This window comes from Streptomyces sp. NPDC043870 (assembly GCF_056435785.1).
The window spans coordinates 1-18923 of sequence record NZ_JBWKDT010000002.1 but is presented as its reverse complement, the minus strand read 5'-3'; the positions used below and the strand labels follow the sequence as shown (position 1 = coordinate 18923).

The 18923-nt window shown below is 70.8% G+C and carries 17 protein-coding genes and 1 pseudogene; 11 read left to right on the top strand and 7 right to left on the bottom strand.

Annotated elements, in window-relative coordinates:
* Positions 1-163 precede the first annotated feature (163 nt).
* Positions 164-898 carry a Mut7-C RNAse domain-containing protein gene (locus AC0699_RS02420; protein ID WP_478654699.1) on the top strand — a complete coding sequence of 245 codons (735 nt, stop codon included), beginning with the start codon at positions 164-166 and terminating at the stop codon, positions 896-898.
* A 40-nt stretch (positions 899-938) separates the two neighbouring features.
* On the opposite strand, the gene AC0699_RS02415 is transcribed toward AC0699_RS02420, so the two are convergent.
* Together AC0699_RS02415 and AC0699_RS02410 are read right to left on the bottom strand one after the other, a co-directional pair.
* Complete coding sequence (locus tag AC0699_RS02415; RefSeq protein WP_478654697.1) at positions 939-1430, bottom strand: MarR family winged helix-turn-helix transcriptional regulator; 492 nt, start codon at positions 1428-1430, stop codon at positions 939-941.
* 29 nt (positions 1431-1459) lie between these two features.
* On the bottom strand, positions 1460-2035 hold the full coding sequence (locus tag AC0699_RS02410; RefSeq protein WP_478654694.1) for a TetR/AcrR family transcriptional regulator: 576 nt from the start codon (positions 2033-2035) through the stop codon (positions 1460-1462).
* Positions 2036-2186: 151 nt separating this feature from the next.
* Here AC0699_RS02410 and AC0699_RS02405 point away from each other — a divergent pair, with 151 nt between their 5' ends.
* From AC0699_RS02405 to AC0699_RS02390, 4 genes are all read left to right on the top strand, one after another.
* The gene (locus tag AC0699_RS02405; protein WP_478654692.1) at positions 2187-3599 is read left to right on the top strand and encodes an FAD-dependent oxidoreductase; all 1413 of its coding nucleotides are present in this window, start codon (positions 2187-2189) and stop codon (positions 3597-3599) included.
* A gap of 87 nt (positions 3600-3686) precedes the next feature.
* Positions 3687-4022, top strand: a complete 336-nt coding sequence (locus tag AC0699_RS02400) for a YnfA family protein (protein ID WP_478654690.1) — start codon at positions 3687-3689, stop codon at positions 4020-4022.
* A gap of 50 nt (positions 4023-4072) precedes the next feature.
* Complete coding sequence (locus AC0699_RS02395) at positions 4073-4840, top strand: SDR family NAD(P)-dependent oxidoreductase (RefSeq protein WP_478654687.1); 768 nt, start codon at positions 4073-4075, stop codon at positions 4838-4840.
* A gap of 71 nt (positions 4841-4911) precedes the next feature.
* Positions 4912-5418 carry a hypothetical protein gene (locus AC0699_RS02390; RefSeq protein WP_478654685.1) on the top strand — a complete coding sequence of 169 codons (507 nt, stop codon included), beginning with the start codon at positions 4912-4914 and terminating at the stop codon, positions 5416-5418.
* A gap of 166 nt (positions 5419-5584) precedes the next feature.
* On the opposite strand, the gene AC0699_RS02385 is transcribed toward AC0699_RS02390, so the two are convergent.
* Positions 5585-7051, bottom strand: a complete 1467-nt coding sequence (locus AC0699_RS02385; protein ID WP_478654682.1) for an APC family permease — start codon at positions 7049-7051, stop codon at positions 5585-5587.
* Between the two features lie 450 nt (positions 7052-7501).
* On the opposite strand from AC0699_RS02385, the gene AC0699_RS02380 reads away from it, so the two are divergent.
* The gene (locus AC0699_RS02380) at positions 7502-9130 is read left to right on the top strand and encodes an alpha/beta hydrolase (RefSeq protein ID WP_478654680.1); all 1629 of its coding nucleotides are present in this window, start codon (positions 7502-7504) and stop codon (positions 9128-9130) included.
* A gap of 22 nt (positions 9131-9152) precedes the next feature.
* On the opposite strand, the pseudogene AC0699_RS02375 reads toward AC0699_RS02380, so the two are convergent.
* The 3 genes and pseudogenes from AC0699_RS02375 to AC0699_RS02365 form a co-directional block, all read right to left on the bottom strand.
* A pseudogene (locus AC0699_RS02375) lies at positions 9153-9557 on the bottom strand (RtcB family protein); the annotation flags it as partial.
* A 148-nt stretch (positions 9558-9705) separates the two neighbouring features.
* Positions 9706-10662: an ABC transporter permease subunit gene (locus tag AC0699_RS02370; RefSeq protein WP_478654678.1), complete on the bottom strand. Its 957-nt coding sequence runs from the start codon at positions 10660-10662 to the stop codon at positions 9706-9708.
* Positions 10659-11474, bottom strand: a complete 816-nt coding sequence (locus tag AC0699_RS02365) for an ABC transporter ATP-binding protein (RefSeq protein ID WP_478654675.1) — start codon at positions 11472-11474, stop codon at positions 10659-10661. Before AC0699_RS02365 ends, AC0699_RS02370 begins: the two co-directional genes overlap by 4 nt.
* A 277-nt stretch (positions 11475-11751) precedes the next feature.
* Here AC0699_RS02365 and AC0699_RS02360 point away from each other — a divergent pair, with 277 nt between their 5' ends.
* Together AC0699_RS02360 and AC0699_RS02355 are read left to right on the top strand one after the other, a co-directional pair.
* Positions 11752-13095, top strand: coding sequence for a sensor histidine kinase (locus AC0699_RS02360; protein WP_478654672.1), 1344 nt, complete (start codon positions 11752-11754; stop codon positions 13093-13095).
* Complete coding sequence (locus AC0699_RS02355) at positions 13074-13766, top strand: response regulator transcription factor (RefSeq protein ID WP_478654669.1); 693 nt, start codon at positions 13074-13076, stop codon at positions 13764-13766. The genes AC0699_RS02360 and AC0699_RS02355 overlap by 22 nt, the downstream gene beginning before the upstream one ends.
* Positions 13767-14047: 281 nt before the next feature.
* On the opposite strand, the gene AC0699_RS02350 is transcribed toward AC0699_RS02355, so the two are convergent.
* Complete coding sequence (locus AC0699_RS02350) at positions 14048-15304, bottom strand: RtcB family protein (RefSeq protein ID WP_478654667.1); 1257 nt, start codon at positions 15302-15304, stop codon at positions 14048-14050.
* A gap of 208 nt (positions 15305-15512) precedes the next feature.
* On the opposite strand from AC0699_RS02350, the gene AC0699_RS02345 reads away from it, so the two are divergent.
* From AC0699_RS02345 to AC0699_RS02335, 3 genes are all read left to right on the top strand, one after another.
* Entirely contained in the window at positions 15513-16382 is an 870-nt protein-coding gene (locus AC0699_RS02345; protein WP_478654665.1) for a DUF3558 domain-containing protein, read from the top strand.
* Positions 16383-16561: 179 nt separating this feature from the next.
* Entirely contained in the window at positions 16562-17284 is a 723-nt protein-coding gene (locus tag AC0699_RS02340; protein ID WP_478654662.1) for a DUF3558 family protein, read from the top strand.
* Between the two features lie 236 nt (positions 17285-17520).
* On the top strand, positions 17521-18747 hold the full coding sequence (locus AC0699_RS02335; RefSeq protein WP_478654660.1) for a DUF2637 domain-containing protein: 1227 nt from the start codon (positions 17521-17523) through the stop codon (positions 18745-18747).
* The last annotated feature ends 176 nt before the right edge of the window (positions 18748-18923 follow it).

Genomic DNA, 18923 nt, shown 5'->3' with positions numbered 1-18923 from the left:
CCTGTCGCCTGTCGCCTGTCGCCTGTCCAAGGGGTTCAGCGGCAACGCGTGCCCATACGGGAAGCGGCGGCGGGGACGCTGCGGCGGGTAGGCGGCAGCGGGGACGCTGCGGCACGGCGGAAAGGCCTGGCTGGCGCGGTCCGCCCGATGGCATGCTGGCGGCGTGAACGGACCGGAGATCCACATCAGCTTCGCCCCTGAGCTGCGGCTCTTCGTCGCGGCGGAGCGCCGCGACGGGCGGACGTCCCTCGTCACCGACGGCGCCTCGACACTCGGCCATGTCGTCGAGTCGCTCGGCATTCCGCTCACCGAGGCGGGGCGGCTGCTGGTGGACGGCGCCCCGGTCCAGGTCTCGCACATCCCCGCCGCGGGCGAGCACATCGAGGTGCTCGGCGTCGAGCGCCCGCAGCACGTACCGGGCGCCCCGCTCCGCTTCCTGCTCGACGTCCATCTCGGCACCCTCGCCCGACGGCTGCGGCTGCTGGGCGTCGACGCGGCGTACGAGAGCGAGGACATCGGCGATCCGGCCCTGGCCACGCTCTCGGCGCAGGAGCAGCGCGTGATGCTGTCGCGTGACCGCGGGCTGCTGCGCCGCCGCGAGCTGTGGGCCGGGGCGTACGTCTACAGCGACCGCCCCGACGACCAGCTGCGGGACGTGCTGCAGCGGTTCGCGCCCGCCCTCGCGCCGTGGACCCGCTGCACTGCCTGCAACGGCCCGCTCACGGACACCGACAAGGAGGCCGTGGAGCACCACTTGGAGCAGGGCACGCAGCGCTCGTACGACGTGTTCGCCCAGTGCACGGCCTGCGAGCGCGTCTACTGGCGGGGCGCCCACCACGCCCGCCTGGAGGCGATCGTCGAGGGCGCGCTGCGCGAATTCGGCAACGCGGCGGCCTAGGGGGGTGTCTTGTGGATCAGGCAAGATCCACAAGGCACCCCTAGGGCCGGTCCGGCTCACCGTGGCGCAGCCGCTCGATCTGCAGGGCCGCGAGCTCTACCGTCCGCCGCATGTGGGAGGTGAGCAGCGCGATCTCATCGTCCTCGTAGGCATCGAACATCGCCGCCCAGGCGACGCCCAGCCGGTCCCAGACCGCCCCGAATTCCGCCATGCGCCCGGGCACGGTTTCGACGAGCACTTTGCGCCGGTCCTCCGTGTCCCGCCTCCGCGTCACATAGCCGGCCCGCTCCAGTCGGTCGACCAGCCGAGTCGCCGATCCGGTGGTGAGCCCGGTCAGTTCGGCCACGCGCCCGGTGGTGACGGGCCCCGGTTCGAGTCCGAGCAGATTGAGGCACTGCAGATCGGTGGGGTGGAGCCGCAGATGGTCCGCGAGCGCCTGGTTGAACATGGCGTACGCGGCCATGTGGCGACGGGACACGTCGGCGAGCTCGGCCATCAGACCGCGACGCCGTCCGGAACTCTTCTGCGGCATGCAGAGAGTGTACGAAGCAGGCAGCCGGCCTACGGGGCCTCCGCCGTCAGGTAGCGCTGAATCGTCGGGGCCAGCCAGGCGATCACCTCCTCCCTGGTCATGTCGACCACGGGCGGCACGCGCAGCACATAGCGAGCGAGGGCCATCCCCAGAATCTGCGAGCCGGCGAGGGCGGCCCGACGCGGGGCCTCGGCCGGCACCGGGCAGACTCCGGCCGCTACCGGCAGCAGCTGTCCCTTGAATATCTCCCGCATGCGCTCGGCGCCGGCCTCATTGGTGACGCCGACCCGGAGCAGGGCGGTCAGCACCTCGTCGTCCTCCCAGCGGTCGAGGAAATGGGAGACGAGGACCGCTCCGATGTGCTGGCCCGGCATGGCACCCAACTCGGGCAGCCGCAGATCGATTTCGGAAGCGGCGGCGAACAGCCCCTCCTTGTTGCCGTAGTACCGCATCACCATCGACGGGTCGATCCCGGCGTCCCGGGCGATGGCACGGATCGTGGCCCGCTCGTAGCCGTCCGCGGCGAAGCGCTCGCGGGCGGCTTCGAGGATCGCGGCGCGGGTGGCGTCCGAGCGGCGCGGGGTGGCGACTGCTTCCGAATTCATGCCCACAACTGTAGGCCAACAAGTGTTGACACGCCAGATCCACCGGGTCTACATTCGCCAACAAGCGTTGACCAACGGGCGTTGGCCAACGAACGTTGACCTACAAGTGTTGACCTAGAAGCGTTGACCTGCACGTGTTCAGGAGGCAGCCATGACCAGTTCGTACGACACCGACGTGACCGTCGTGGGCGCAGGCCCCACCGGCCTGCTCCTCGCGGGCGACCTCGCAGCCGCGGGCATCCGGGTCACCGTCGTCGAGCGCCGCCCGCAGCAGACGAGCAACATGACCCGGGCCTTCGGCGTGCACGCCCGCACGCTGGAGCTGCTCGACGCCCGGGACCTCGCGGAGGAGCTGGTGAAGACGGGCTCACCCATGACCCACATGCGCTTCTTCCGCCGGATCGCCTTCGACCTGTCCCGGCTGCGGACCCGTTTCCCGTTCCTCCTGGTCACCCCGCAGTACGAGGTGGAGCGCCTGCTGAAGCGCCGAGCGCTCTCCGCCGGGGCCGACTTCCGGTTCGACACGGAGCTGCGCGGGCTGCGCCAGGGCGCCGACTCGGTCACCGCCGAGCTGCGCGACGCGGCGGGGCGGGACTCGACGCTGCGCTCCCGCTATTGCGTCGGCGCCGACGGGGTGCGCAGCTCCGTGCGCAAGGCCCTCGGTCTGCCCTTCCCCGGCGACTCGGTCATCCGGTCCATGGCCATGGCGGACGTCCGTCTCGCCGAAGAGCCCGAGAGCCCGTTCTACGCCGACGGCACGGGGGACGCGTTCGCGGCCGTCGCGGCGTTCGGCGACGGCTGGTACCGGGTGATGGCATGGCGGCGCAGCCACCAGGTCCCGGAGAGCGAGCCGCTCGATCTGGAGGAGGTGCGCGCCATCGCCCGCCAGGCGCTCGGCACCGACTTCGGCATGCGGGACCCCCGCTGGCTGTCCCGCTTCCACAGCGACGAGCGGCAGGTCCCGGAGTACCGGAAGGGCCGGATCTTCCTCGCCGGAGACGCGGCGCACGTCCACTCCCCGGCCGGCGGCCAGGGGATGAACACCGGCATGCAGGACGCGGCGAACCTCTCCTGGAAGCTTGCCGCGGCCGTCCGTGGTGACGCGCCGGACGCCGACGCCCTCCTCGACACCTACCAGGCGGAGCGGCATCCGGTCGGCGCGATGGTGCTGCGCAGCAGCGGCGCGATCGTCCGCCTCGCCATGGCGCACACCTCTGCGCAGCGCCTGTTCCGCTCCCTCGTCGCCCGGTTCATCTCCACGGTCCGCCCTGCCTCCGACAAGGCGATAGGCATGATCTCGGGGATCGGCATCTCGTACGGCGCCGAGCGCGGCGCCCACCGGCTGACCGGCACCCGCGCCCCCGACCTGCAGCTCGCGGAGGGCCGCCTCTACGAACTGCTCCGCAAGGGCGAATTCGTCCTGGTCACTCCCGAGGACGAGGACACGGCCCCGGCGGCGGCGCCTCCCGCCCCCGGCCCCGTCACCCGGACCCACTGGCGCGCCCCGCGCCGTACGTCGCTCCTGGTCCGCCCGGACGGATACATCGCATGGGCACAGAACTGACCCGGGTGCGGCCCTTGTGCCGCACTCTTCCGGTCTGGCGCGAGCCCGCACCGGCCCGCCTGCACCCTCCATGACACGCTGGTCCGCATGCTGGTCGCCCGCTCCGCCCTCCTGTTCGCCGTCGCCGCGCTCTTCGAGATCGGCGGTGCCTGGCTCGTCTGGCAGGGCGTGCGCGAGCACCGTGGCTGGATCTGGATCGGCGCCGGAGTCCTCGCCCTCGGCGCGTACGGCTTCGTGGCCACGCTCCAGCCGCAGGGCGACTTCGGCCGCATCCTCGCCGCCTACGGCGGGGTGTTCGTCGCCGGATCGCTCGCCTGGGGCGTGGTCGCCGACGGCTACCGCCCCGACCGCTGGGACATCATCGGCGCGCTGATCTGCCTGGCCGGTATGGCCGTGATCGTGTACGCGCCGCGTGGCCGCTGACAGCGGCCTATCCTGATCATGGGAATCGATCGCCTGACCGAGGAGCTGTCATGACCGCCGCCCCCATCGCCGTCGTCACCGGAGCGAGCAGCGGGATCGGCGCCGCGACCGCGCGCGGGCTCGCCGCCGCCGGGTACCACGTGATCCTCACCGCCCGCCGCAAGGACCGTATCGAGGCGCTGGCCGCCGAGCTGACCGACGCCGGCCACCGGGCCACGGCCTACGGCCTCGACGTCACCGACCGCGCGGCCGTCGACGCCTTCGCGGCCTCCCTCGACGGCTCCGGCCCGGTCAAGGTCCTCGTCAACAACGCGGGCGGAGCACTCGGCGCCGACCCGGTCGCGACCGGCGACCCCGCCGACTGGCGCCGGATGTACGAGGTCAACGTCATCGGCACGCTCAACACCACCCAGGCTCTGCTGCCCGCTCTCACCGCCAGCGGGGACGGCACGGTCGTCGTCCTCTCCTCCACCGCGGGTCACGCCACATACGAAGGCGGCGCGGGCTACGTCGCCGCGAAGAACGGGGCCCGGGTCCTCGCCGAGACCCTCCGCCTGGAGATCGTCGGCACCCCGGTCCGCGTCATCGAGATCGCCCCCGGCCTGGTCAAGACGGACGAATTCGCGACGACCCGCTTCCGCGGCGACACCGAGAAGGCCGCCAAGGTCTACGCGGGCGTGGCGGAGCCCCTCACTGCCGACGACGTCGCCGACACCATCACCTGGGCCGTCACGCGCCCCTCCCACGTCAACATCGACCTCATGGTGGTCCGCCCCCGCGCCCAGGCCTCCAACACGAAGATCCACCGCGAGCTCTGACATCCCTTCCGTAAGCGGCTGACCTGTGCTGATATGAGTCGCTCAGGCTCGGAAAGCGGCGGGGGGTACGCATGCGCCACACGCTGAACCAACTCAGGTCGAGATCGGCCGGCATCATCACCGGTGCCGTCGTCGGAGGCCTCTTGGCCCTCGCCGCCGTCACCCCGACGGCCTTCGGCGACGATTCCCTGCCCGAGGCCCCGGGCGAGGGAGTCACCTTCCTGGGCTCCGGCTTCCCACTCGGCAGCACCTGGCAGGACGAGGAAGGCGGCACCCTCGTCCTGAACAAGGACCGGACCTTCGTGTCCACCAGCGTCTGCGGCGTTTTCATCGAACGACGCGAGACCGGCGACTGGGCCGCGGGCCCCCGCCGCACGGGCTCCGGCACCTGGACCATGGGCACCGACAGCAGCCCCAGGACAGAGGTCCTCCTCACCTTCGACGACCCCGAGGTGACAGCAGACTTCGAGGTCCGCAAGGTCGACGACGAACTGCGTCTCTGGGTCGCCACCTCCCCCGACTCATTCGCCGAGCCCGACATGCAGGTCGACTCCTGCCTCCTCGCCAAGAAGGCCTGACCTCAGCCGGGCCGCCCACGAGCAGAGCCCCGGACCGCTGCCGGTCCAGGGCTCACCATGCACGAGGGGTGCTCAGTCCTACGCACGGACGACCTGCTTCAGCTTCGCCACGACCTCCACCAGATCGCGCTGCTGCTCGAACGGTGCCCTCACGTTCACCTCTGAGTCAGTGCTTGAAGGCGCTGACGTCTCCCGGCTCGGTCTCCAGCGCCTCGCGGTCGAATTTCAGCATAAGGAGGAAGAACAGCCCGCCCGCGGCGAGCAAGCCGACCACGATCACGACGGAGACGAGCGCCTCCCGGGGTGCCACCAGCACGAACAGCGCGACGAGCGTCCACACCAGCGCGCCGATCGCGACCGGCAGTTCGAAGCGCCCGAGGTCGAACGCGCCCTTCTTGCGACCCAGTCGCTTGCGCACCGCCAGGTAGAGGACGACCGTCGAGCCGTAGGTGATCGCCGGAAGGATCGTCCCTGCCGTGATCAGCTCCAGCAGTGCGGCACCCGGCAGGGCGACCATGAGGATGACCCCCAGGGCGAAGATCAGGACCGTCGCCGGGATCGGCGTCTGCGTGCGCGGGTTGACCCGCCGCATCAGCCGGTGGGCAGGGAAGCGCCCATCGCGCGACATGGCGAAGATGATCCGCGAGCACGAAACCATGATCACCACCCCGGCTCCGAAGAACGCGAACGTGATCGCGACCAGCAGCGTCCTCTCCATCACCGGGCCGAGCTGATCGCGCAGGATCGCCGCGACCGGGGAGCCGCTGTCGCTGACCCGGGGGATGTCGTCGATCGCGATGGTGAGCGTGATCAGGAACAGCATTCCCAGCAGTCCGGCCGCCACGACCGATCCCACGATCGCGCGTGGCACGGTGCGACTGGGATCCTTGGCCTCCTCGGCCAGGTTCGCGGCGGAGTCGAAGCCGACGAGCGTGGCGAGGCCCATGATCATTGCAATCATCAGCCCGCCGCCGACGGCGAAGTAGCCGGGGGCGTTCTCGGCGACACCGCGCGAGGTGAGGTTGCCGGCTGCTCCGTCGCCCGTGATCGCCACAGCGATGGCGAGCGCGATCACCACCACCACGACGAGGACCAGTTCGAGCCCGACCGCAGCACAGTTGATCAGGCTGACGATGCTCGTGGAGGCCACCGCGAGCACGGCCTGGACGAGCAGCACCACGACGGTGATCAGGCGCGCCGTCCCCTCGTCCGGCTCGAGGCCGACGAGCGGCATGAATGCCTGACTCGCCATCGCATTGTCGGACGCCACCACCGCGATCGCCAGGTAACAGAAGGTCAGCCACCCGAACCCCCAGCCGACCTTCGGGTTGGCCAGCCGGGAGGCCCACTGGTAGGAGGAACCGCTGAGTGGGACGCGGGCCGCGAGCTGCGCGACCACCAGAGCCACCAGGGTCTGCCCCACCGCCGCGATGATCCAGAGCCAGATGCCGACCGGCCCCGCGTTCACCAGAACATCGTCGTACGTCGCGAAGATGCCGACGGCCACGGAGATGAACGCGAACGAGATCGCGAACACCTGCCAGGAGCCGAGCGTCCGTTTCAGCTCCTGCTGGTAGCCCCCGAGTTCGACGGAACTCTCGCCGTCCTGCGTGTCTGTCGAAGCTTCCGCCACGTCGGCCACCTCACCTTCCATCAGCCCCTCCGGCTCCGAACGCCGCGGCAGGGTCCCGACCATTCTCGGGGCTTATGTCACATTTGATCCGCATGTGACACGGTTGCGAGATGTGCGTACCAGTGCGTCGGTCTGCATGAAGCTCTCGGGACCCGGCAGCACGGCATCTTGCTGCGGCTCCCGGTCGAGGTGATCCTCCTGGCCGGCTTCGGCGGCATTCCTGGCACTTCCTTGTACGCCACCGGGATCCCGGCAAAGCCGCGCGGGGCGCCCGGCGGCGGATGCGATCCGGCGCCAGGCGCCGTCGTCCGCGGCCTCGGTGGCAGTGGCTCGGCCATTCGGCTGCGGTTGGCTCGCGCGCCTCTCCGGACCGCGGTGTTGTTGACACGGACCTCTGCCGACGTCAGGCGCATGGGCGTCATCGGGCGCTCAGCCGCGGAAGGACAAGGCATGCTCATATCCGGACCCATGGCGGGCCGTAGGTGCTACGCCGCGGTCGTCGCCGCGGTGATGGCCTGCTCGACGGTACTGACCTGGCCGGACCTCGCCGCGGCCGGTGGTACGCCGTCAGCTTCGACGCCCGCCCCGGAGCTGGACTGGAAGCCATGCGTTCAGGGCGGCCAGTTCGACTGCGCGACCGCGAAGGTGCCGCTGGACCACCGCACCCCCGGGGGCCGCACCATCGAACTGGCGGTCGTGAAACGGAAGGCGACCAGCCCCGGGCGGCGCATCGGCACCCTGTTCTTCAACCCGGGCGGACCCGGCGGGCCAGGAACCGTACAAATGCCACAGAATTACGAGCTCTTCCCGCGGGAGGTGCGGGAGCGGTTCGACATCGTCAGCTGGGACCCCCGCGGGATCGGCAGCAGCACCGCGGTGAACTGCTTCGCGAATCCCGAGGAAGCCGCCGCCTGGGTTGCGAGCAAAGCGGCAGGCTTCCCGGTGGGCGAACAGGAGCGGACGGCCTACATCGCCGCGTACAAGCATCTGGCCCGGCGCTGTCAGCAGCGTGACCCCGAGCTCCTGCGCCATGTGTCGACCGCCGACACCGCCCGCGACCTCGACCGGCTCCGCCGGGCGGTGGGCGACCCACAACTCACGTACCTCGGGATCTCCTACGGCACGATCCTGGGCGCCACCTACGCCAACCTCTTCCCCGGCAAGGTCCGCGCCATGGCCCTCGACAGCAACATCGACCCGTCGGCCTGGACGAACCACGCCTCCGACGACGACCCCCGGCTCACGACATTCCTGCGCATGGGCTCGGACCGCAGCGCGGCATCAACCCTGGACAGGTTCCTCGCCCTGTGCGGGTCCACCACCACCGCCCGCTGCGGCTTCTCCGCCGGCGGCACGAAAGCGACCCGGGACAAGTTCGACCAGCTGATGCGACGGCTCCGGGAGCATCCCGTGGGCGCGTGGACCTATGGCCGTACGGTCGGTGACCTGGTCAACAGCCTCTACGTCGTCAACCCGGGATGGACGGACCTCGCCGGCAGGCTGCAGGACCTGTGGCAGGGCCGCGCCCCGGAGCCGGCCCCACTCCCACCCGCACCACCGGTCCCGAATCCGAATCCGTACCTGGGCGAGGAACAGGGCAGTGCCGTGCTCTGCTCCGACAGCCCCAATCCGCGTGACCCCGGGGTCTACCACGCCCTGGAGGAGGCCAGTGTCACCCGTGCGGGCGACGTCGGACGCTACTGGACCTGGACCGCCGAGGGGTGCGCCACCTGGCCGGCCGTCGCCGCCGACCGCTACCGCGGCCCGTGGAACAAGCCGACGACGCACCCCGTTCTGGTGGTCGGCACCACCTACGACCCCGCGACTCCCTACTCGAACGCACAAGCCATGGCCAAAGAACTGGCCAACGCCCGCCTGCTCACCAACGACGGGTACGGGCACACCGCACTGATCAACCCCAGTAGCTGCATCCAGGCTCACGAGAGCCGCTACTTCATCGACGGCACCCTCCCGCCGGCCGGAACAACGTGCCGACAGGACACGCCCCCCTTCTCCACACCCAAACCGAGCGGCGGCATCGCCACCGGCGGCGGGGCGATGGCCGGCGCCGTCTCCTGATCCGGGGCTGCCCCGCGGCCACTCAGCCCTGCACGCAGATGACCTGCTTCAGCTTCGCGACGACCTCCACCAGGTCGCGCTGCTGGTCGATGACCTTCTCGATCGGCTTGTACGCGCCGGGAATCTCGTCCACGACCCCGGAGTCCTTGCGGCACTCCACACCCCGCGTCTGATCCGCCAGGTCCCGCGTCGAGAACTTCCGCTTCGCAGCGGTCCGGCTCATCCTCCGGCCGGCGCCGTGCGACGCCGAGTTGAACGACTTCGCGTTCCCCAGGCCCTTCACGATGTACGAACCGGTGCCCATCGAACCCGGGATGATCCCGAAGTCGCCGGAGCCCGCGCGGATCGCCCCCTTACGGGTGACCAGCAGGTCCATGCCCTCGTACCGCTCCTCCGCCACATAGTTGTGGTGACTACAACTCACCGGGCCAGTCACGCGAGTTCACGGCGGCGTACTCGGCCGCCACATTGAAGACACTGCCGCACTCACCGCAATCCCCACAGCCGACGGTGGTGCTCCGGGACGGCAATCGCAACAGGGCCTCGTGGAAGGGGAGGGGTGGGATGACGGACCCTTAGGTGAGACGGTGCCGGGTCCACCAGAAGCAGAGGCTGGCCAGTGCCGCAGCCGCGGCCAGGCACAGGCCCGTCTCGGCCCACTGGAGGGGCCAGAAGTGACTCGACGGGTGGAACTCCGCCCAGTGCCCGGTGACGCCCTTTCCTGCCAGGCACTGCTCGTAGTCGTCCGCAGCAAAGCACTCGCCTGACTGCGGTACGCGTCGGCCGGCGGCCACAACCAGCCCGTCGTCGAACAGCCAGGCGTCGCCGGGTGCCGCATCCGCGCCCAGGCCCGATCGCTGCGCTATCACCGTCGGCCACAGGCCGCCGCGGACCTGCTCCAGGGCGAACAACGCGGAACCGCCGACCGCCGCGGTGGCCCCCATGGCGGCGACGGTGCGCCGCAACAACAGGCTCAGCGTGACGCCGATCATCAGCACGAGCAGCGCCTTGGCGACGGGCGCGGGCCCGACGGCATCGAACGGTATCGGCATGTACCACGGGAACTCGCTGCCGACCGCACCGGCGACCGTATGCCACCACCACGTGGCACACGCGGTGATCACGCCTGCCGCGACCAGGGTCAGCATCACGGGCACGGCCAGCTTCGCCAGGAGCAGGCGGGCGCGTGACACCGACTGCGACAGCGCGGTGCGCAGGGTGCCCGACTCCAGTTCCTGCGCGAACAGCGGTGCGCCGAGGAACACCCCGAGCAGCAGCGGGAGGAGCAAGAGCAACTGGAGCGGCAGGCGCAGCGGGTACTGGTGCTCCTGCTGGAAGTCGATCAGGGCCTGGGAGCACTGCGGCGCGGCGGCCTGCCCGGCGCACCCGTCCAGCGCCCGGGCGGCCTCCACCGACGCGTACCCCCCGTACGCGAGGTACGCGCCGACGAGCACGGTCAGGGCGAGCAAGGCCCACAGCGCGGCGCGGTGCTGGCGCCAGACCAGCCAGGTGACGCCTCGTACGCCGATCACGCCGCACCCCCGACGAGCTCGGGGCGGGCGGCTGGTGTGGCCACCGCGGGCAGGAGGGGGTCGCGCAAGTACGTCATGATCAGCTGTTCCAGGGAGGGGACGGAGCCGTCGGCACCGTGGCGGTGTGCGGCGCGGAGGTCGTCGACGTCACCGGCCAGCCGGATGCGCCCGGAGCCGACGAGGAGGAGGAAGTCGCAGGCGCCTTCGAGTTCGGAGACGACGTGCGAGGACAGCAGGACGGTGGTTCCGTGCGCGGCCGCCTCCGACAGGAGGAGTTCGGACATCTCGTGCCGTACCAGCGGATCGAGGTCAGCCATCGGCTCGTCCAGCATCAGCAGGCGCGGGCGTTTGCCGAAGGCGAGCGCGAGGGCCACCCGGGTGTGCTGGCCGCCGGAGAGTGAGCCGACGCGGGCGTGGTGGGGTATGTCGCCGCCCGCGACGACACGTTCGGCGACGGCCTGGTCCCAGGTCGGGTTCATCTCGCGGCCCATCCGGAGGATCTCCGCAACACGGAAGCCGCGGAGGAGCGGTTTGTCCTGACTCAGCAGGGCGGTCGTGGCCCGGGCGCCGGAATCGTGTGGGGACCTGCCGAAGACGTGGATCGATCCCTCGGTGGGGGTCAGCAGGTCGGCGGCCAGGGAGAGCAGGGTGCTCTTCCCCGCCCCGTTCGGACCCACGAGCGCGCACACCCGGCCGGCCGGGATCTGGAAGGTGCAGTCACGCAGAGCCCATCCGCGCCGATAGCGCCGGCCGAGCCCGATGGCTCGCAGTGCGGGGCCCGCCGGGTCCGCGGCGTTGGCGATGCGGTTCACCGGCCGTGCCCCGCTTTCCGTGCAGCCATTGCGGGCAGTCCTGCGACAGTGGTGCCGGCGGCGGCACATGGGGTGATGAGGGGTGTGGGCCTCTGTTCGGTGTTCATGGCCCCGACGCTAGGAACCGCCGCGCCCGTCACGCATCGGAAGTTGGTCGAGCGCGTCGGTGACCTTGGGCGGTGCCCGGACCCGGCGGCGGACCGACCAAGGTAGGGGGTTTCCTGACGAAGGTCGAGACGAGGGTTTTACGTGGTTTGTGTCGCGTAGGCTCCGCCCCGTGCCCCTGCCCCCCGCCTCCCGTCGGCGCTCCGTCGACGTCACCGTCGTGGTGTTCGCCGTCTGCCTGTCCGTGGCACTCGCCGGAACCGCGGCCAATCCGCTGCTGATGTTCCCTCGTGTCCCGCTGGGCACGCCGTCGCTGTCCACCGTGAAAGTCGTCGCGCTGTACGAGCCCTGGTTCGTCTTCGTGGACGCCGGCTCGGTCGTCTCCGCCGGAGCGGCGTGCGCCCTGTGGTGGAGGCGCCGGTTTCCCGTGGCTGTCGCCGTCCTCACGCTCGTACTCGGGCTGTTGTCCCCGGCGGTCACGGTCTCCGCGATGGTCGCACTGTTCACCGCCGCGGCACTGCGCCCCGTGCGCGTCACGGCCTGGCTCGCGGCGGCCGCGGCGGTTCCCGTCGCCGTCGCCCAGGCGTGGCGCGGCATGAGCGTTCTGGACCCGGCGGTCCTAGGCGCCCTGCTCATCGCCTGGACGTTGGTCGCCCTGTCGGTGGGCTGGGGCCGGTTCGTCCGCTCGCGCCGGAAGCGGGAGGCTGCCCTCACCGAGCGCGCCCGGCGGGCCGATCAGGAAGCCACCCGGCGGACCCTGGAAGCGCAGCAACGGGCCCGTGAGGACATCGCACGCGAGATGCACGACGTCTTGGCCCACCGGCTCTCGCTGCTGAGCGTGCACGCCGGTGCCCTGGAGCTCAACTCCTCCCCCGATCCCGCCGACCTGGGGCGTGCGGCGGGGGTCATCCGGGAGAGCGCCCACCAGGCCCTTGAGGACCTTCGTACCGTCATCGGACTCCTGCGCACTCCCGGCGACCGGTACCCCACCCTCTCGCCGTCCGCGGCCCCGGCACCACAGGCTGCCCCCGGGACCTATCACGAGGCCTCCGGCGAAGCGCTCCCCGAGGCACCGCAGCCCGCCCTGGCCGACCTCGGCAGGCTCGCCGACGAGTCCCGTGCCGCCGGCATGCGGCTCCGCCTGGACGTCGACGTCGAGGAGCCGGCCACCATCCCGGCGCTCGCGGGCCGCACCGTCTACCGCATCGTGCAGGAGGGCCTGACCAATGCCCGCAAGCACGCACCGGGCGCCCCCGTCTACGTCGAGGTGAGCGGAGGACGGGGCGCTGGTCTGGACATCATCGTCCGCAACCCCGCCGTACCCTCGGGGCCTTTGGGCTCGGCACCTTCCCCCGGAGGCCCGGCGTCGCCCGGCACGCCAGGCGGTGTCATCCCGGGATCCGGCCGAGGCCTCATCGGGCTGGCCGAGCGCGCGGCACTGGCAGGCGGCGAACTGCGGCACGGCCCCAGTGCCGGTGACTTCCTCCTCCAGGCATGGATACCGTGGCCCGCGTGATCCGACTCCTGCTCGCCGACGACGACCCACTGGTACGCATGGGCCTGCGCGTGATGTTCGCCGGTGTGGAGGACATCGAGGTCGTCGCGGAAGCGGCCGACGGCGACGAGGCCGTCACCCTGACCGCCGAACACACCCCCGATGTCGCCCTCCTCGACATCCGCATGCCTGTCTGCGACGGCCTGGCAGCGACCCAGGCCCTGCGCGCGCTCCCCACTGCCCCGGCCGTCATCGTCCTGACCACCTTCAACCCGGACGACTACGTCCTGCGCGCCCTGCGGGCCGGCGCCGCCGGGTTCCTCCTCAAGGACACCCCGCCGAACGACATCGTCGGCGCCGTGCGCCGCGTCGCAGCCGGAGACCCCGTCCTGTCGCCGGCAGTCACCCAGCAGCTGATCGCGCAGATCAGGACCCCGCCGGCCGAGCCTGCCACCGACGCCCGGGCACGGGCCCGGGCCCGACTGGAGCGCCTGGCCGCACGCGAGTACGACGTCGCACGTGCGGTCGGTCAGGGGCGGACGAACGCGGAGATCGCCGCCCGGCTGTTCATGAGCGTCCCCACCGTCAAAGCGCACGTGTCAAGCATCCTGGCCAAGCTCGAAGTCACCAACCGCGTCCAGATCGCCCTGATCGTCCACGACGCCACCCCCGACAGCCCTGCAGGGGTATAGAGCGTTTGCCGAGATCATCCGGTCGCCCTGGGGTGATTTCGTTGTCGTGGACCTCGCCGGGCGAAGCTGGCGAGGCCCACTGCCTCCGCCACCTGACGCGAGTGTCTCAACACCGACCCTCAGGCGGTCCGCCTGAGGGGCGGTGCGCGGGATAGCGTCAGCCAGTTCCGAGTCGTCTTCACCTCGACCTACAGGCCGCCGGCCGGCGGATCGCTCTCCTTTTGAGCACAAAGCCCCGGACGCCAGTCCGGGGCTCTGTCGATCACGTGGTGTGCTGGACCTCAGCCCTTGACGCAGATGACCTGCTTGAGCTTGGCGACGACCTGCACCAGGTCCTTCTGCTGGTCGATCACCTGGCTGATCGGCTTGTACGCGGCCGGGATCTCATCCACGACCCCGGAGTCCTTGCGGCACTCCACGCCATGCGTCTGGTCCTCCAGGTCCCTCGTGGAGAACTTCCGCTTCGCAGCGGTCCGGCTCATCCTCCGGCCGGCACCGTGCGACGCCGAGTTGAACGACTTCGGGTTGCCCAGACCGCGGACGATGTACGACTCCGTGCCCATGGAACCCGGGATGATCCCCCACTCCCCCGAGCCCGCACTGATCGCTCCCTTACGGGTGACCAGCAGATCCATCCCGTCATAGCGCTCTTCGCTGACATAGTTGTGATGGCAGCTGATCACACCAGGCCGGTGCTCGACGGTCGTCGTCTGACCTTCGGCATCTTCCTGCTGGCAGGAGATGACCTGGTCGAAGGTGACCTTGGCCTTCCTGAACTCCCTGCGGACGACTTCCTGGAAGAGTCCCATCATGATCGTGCGGTTGTACTTCGCGTACTCCTGCGCCCAGAAGAGATCGTTCCGGTACGCCGCCATCTGCGGGGTGTCCGCGATGAAGACCGCCAGGTCGCGGTCGACCAGGCCCTGGTTGTGCGGCAGCTTCCGGGCCTCGCCCATGTGGTACTCGGCGAGCTCCTTGCCGATGTTCCGCGACCCGGAGTGAAGCATCAGCCACACGGATCCGGACTCATCGATGCAGAACTCCACGAAGTGGTTGCCGGCGCCGAGCGTTCCCATCTGCTTCGTCGCCCGCTCCCGACGGAACTTCACCGCGTCCGCCACCCCGTCGAACCGCGACCAGAGGTCGTCGAACCCCGCCGCCGGGAGTCCGTACACCCGGCCCGGATCCACCGGGTCGCCGTGCATGCCACGACCGACCGGGATGGCCTGCTCGATCTTGGAGCGGAGCCGGGACAGGTCGCCCGGCAGATCGTTCGCGGTGAGGGAGGTCTTCACCGCCGACATTCCGCAGCCGATGTCGACACCGACCGCCGCCGGGCAGACCGCGCCGTGCATCGCGATCACGGAGCCGACGGTCGCGCCCTTGCCGTAGTGCACGTCCGGCATCACGGCGAGCCCCTTGATCCAGGGCAGCGTCGCAACGTTCTGCAGCTGCTGCATCGCGCCGCTCTCGACCGTGTACGGGTCCGTCCACATCCGGATCGGGACCTTCGCCCCGGGCACCTCTACATACGACATACTTCCCCAACTCCCCCGAAAGACCTGAAACGCAAAAACCGGCGCCAAGGCCAGCGAAAGGGACAGCGGACCGGCGTTCACAGCAGCGCGTGCGATACACATTGTGTCCATCGGCCTGCATCGGGCGGCAACCAGTTTTCGCCGCGGACACCACAGCGGACACCACGGCTGCCCGAGGAGAAGACGGAAGAGAAAGGAGCCTGGGAACGTGCAGCGAAAGGCGTACGCACCCGGCCTCGCGGCGCTCCTCGTGGCGCTCGTCACAGGCTGCACCGCAGCGTCCGGCGGCGACGGCTCCGCCACCGGTTCCAAGGCCGGCGAGGCCGCCGGCTCCGCCGCCCCGCCCGGCAAGTACCGCACGCTCTACGAGCCCTGCGGCGCGGTCGAGCGCGCCACTCTGAGGGACCTGCTCCCCGGCGCCGCAGGGCTCCCGGACGACCAGCAGGACAAGGTGTTCCGCGGCACGGCGGCCGTCACGTACGACACCGACCGCCGCGTCGGCTGCAGTTGGAAGGCCGATTCGCCGGACGCCTCGAACCACCTCCGCATCGATGTCGAGCGCGTCGTCTCGTACGACCCCGACGTCAGCGACGACGACCGGGCGCAGGAGGTCTACGCAACGAAGCAGGACGCGGCGGAGCTGCCTCCGCCGGCAGCCACGGGCGGGCAGGGACAGGGGGCCAAGATCCCGAGCGGCACCCCATCCACGTCCGCCCCGTCCGGCACCGGCGCCACGCCCCCGTCGACCGGTACCACCACCCCCACGAACGCCCCGACCGGCGGCCCCGGCGGATCCGCTCCGGGATCGGCCACCGGCGCCTCCACCGCCCCCGAAGGCCTGGAGCCCCGCGTGCTCGACGGCCTCGGCGACGCCGCGTTCCTCGACGACGTCCTCACCCGTGCCGGTTCCACCGCGCAGCACCGGACCGTGAGCGTGGTGTTCCGCACATCGAACGTGATCGTGACCGTCGAGTACGGCGAGCAGCCGGCCCGTACGACAGAGGTCCCGGACAGCAAGGAACTGCAGGAAAAGGCCCAGGGTCTGGCCCGGAAGCTCGCCGAGCGGTTCAACGACTAGCGCCCGCGCTCCGCCCCCGCCGTGCTGCTTCCCGGGCCGTCCTGATCCGTCACCCGGTCCCGCCGGACGACCCCGGCGTCGTACCGTGTCGGCGTACTGTGGCCGCCCGGAAGACCCGGACCGTCCGCCCCGCACCGCACCACACCGGCGGAGCGTACGACTCACCGACTGAAGGAACCATGCACCGAACAGCCCCGCGACTCACCCGCATACTCGCCTGCGCCGCCGTCCCGGTGATGCTCGTCGTCGCCGGCTGCTCGTCGGACTCCGACAGCAACAAGGACTCGAGCGCCGGCTCGTCCTCCTCCGGCACGACCTCCCCCGGCACGCAGCAGTCCGCGACGGCCGTCGAGCCCGCGAAGTACGCCAAGCTGCCCCAGCCCTGCAAGGCGATCACCTCGAAGACGATCGAGGAGCTGGTGCCGAAGGTGAAGAACAAGTCGGGCACGGCGGGCACCTCCAGCGACACGAGCTCCCGCGGCGGCTGCTCCTGGAACGGACTGGAGGACAAGGGAGTGAAGGGCTCGAACTACCGCTGGCTCGACGTCTCCTTCCTGCGGTACGAGTCCGAGGCCGGCCTGGGCAGCGGCGAGCAGCGCGCCAAGGACGCGTACGCGAAGGAGGTCGCCAAGGTCCAGGACACCGAGGGGGCCAAGAGCGTCAAGAGCTCCCCCGCGGCGGGTGTCGGCGACGAGGCGACGGCGATCAGCTACGGCCTCACCAAGACCGGCGAGGACTTCAAGTACGCGACGATCGTGGCGCGCACGGGCAATGTCGTGGTCACGCTCGGCTACAACGGTGCCGGTTACGCGGGGGCCAAGACCCCGGACGCGTCGGCGCTGATGAAGGACGCGGTAACGGCGGCCAAGGAGGCCGCGGCCTCGGTCGCGAAGGCCAACTAGGCCCCGAACAGGCTCGGTCGTCCGGCCCGGCCGACCGAGCCCGACGGGCGGCGTACGCGCGCCGCACGCTCCACACCCGACCGCCACACCCGGCAACGGCTGTCGGCCGTCCCCGGCAGGCTCCCCGGACGGAGCCCGAACCTCCCCGGAGGCTCGGACTCCGGACCCGTGTGCCAGGCTTGGGCCGCGCCACGGCGCCAGAATTCGATACTGGGAGGGGATCGCGGGTGGCCGCGATGCAGCTGACACGCACGCACCGCATACTCATCGGCGTCGTCGTGGCCGGAGCGGTGGTCATCGCCGCGATCGGCTTCGCCGGGTCGTACGCCGCCGTACGCGAGCTCGCCGAGAAGAAGGGCTTCGGCGACTTCTCGCTGGTCTTCCCGATTGGCATCGACGCGGGCATCTGTGTGCTGCTCGCCCTCGACCTCCTGCTGACCTGGATCAGGATCCCGTTCCCGCTGCTGCGCCAGACGGCGTGGCTGCTGACGGCGGCGACGATCGCCTTCAACGGCGCCGCCGCCTGGCCCGACCCACTCGGCGTCGGTATGCACGCCGTCATCCCGGTGCTGTTCGTCGTAGCCGTCGAGGCCGCCCGCCACGCGGTGGGCCGGATCGCGGACATCACGGCCGACAAGCACATGGAGGGGGTGCGCCTCACCCGCTGGCTGCTCTCCCCCGTCCCCACGTTCCGGCTGTGGCGCCGGATGAAGCTGTGGGAGCTGCGCTCGTACGAGCAGGTCATCAAGCTCGAACAGGACAGGCTGATCTACCAGGCCCGGCTGCAGGCCCGCTTCGGTCGTGCCTGGCGCCGCAAGGCCCCGGTCGAGGCGCTGATGCCGCTGCGGCTCGCGAAGTACGGCGTCCCGCTCGCCGAGACCGCTCCGGCCGGCCTCGCGGCGGCGGGCATCGAGCCCCAGCTACTGCCCCCGAACCCGGTTCACGCACCGGAGCTGGAGCCCACCAGTGCCACCCAGGCCCGGGAGCCGGACGCAGCCGCCGAGAATGGGACGAGCCAGTGGTTCGCCACGCCACAGCACGTGGGGTACGAGGGCGACTACGACCCGAACTACGAGCCGCCCACCTACATCCCAGTGCCGGAGCACCAGGCCTGGTACGACGAGCAGCCGCAGCAGATCCCGGTGCCGCAGCCGCGCGCGGCGGAGCCGGAGCCGGCGCCGAGCGAGACCCAGGCACGGGAGCCGCAGTTCCAGGTGCCGAACGGGGCGGGCGGCATGCGGACCCTGGGTGAGGGCGTACAGGAGGCACTGCCTTCGGAGGACAACCTCTACCAGGTGTTCCGGCAATCGATAGAGGGCGAGGGCATGCCGACGCTTGGCGCCTTCGCCTCGAATGTCGAGGCCGCGTACGGCCTGCGCCTCCCGCCCCGCGAGCTGACCCAGTACATGGAACGGTTCACGGCCCGTCTCAACAGTGAGCTGCTGGAAGACCACATCGCGTAAGGCGGCAGCGAGGTTACCCGGACGCCCCGTGGACACCGCGCGCACGGCGCGGGGGGGGGGGGGGGGGGGGGGGGGGGGGGGGGGGGGGGGGGGGGGGGGGGGGGGGGGGGGGGGGGGGGGGGGGGGGGGGGGGGAGGGTGGTCGGGCACACCCCACAAAACGAACAGCGGAAACGA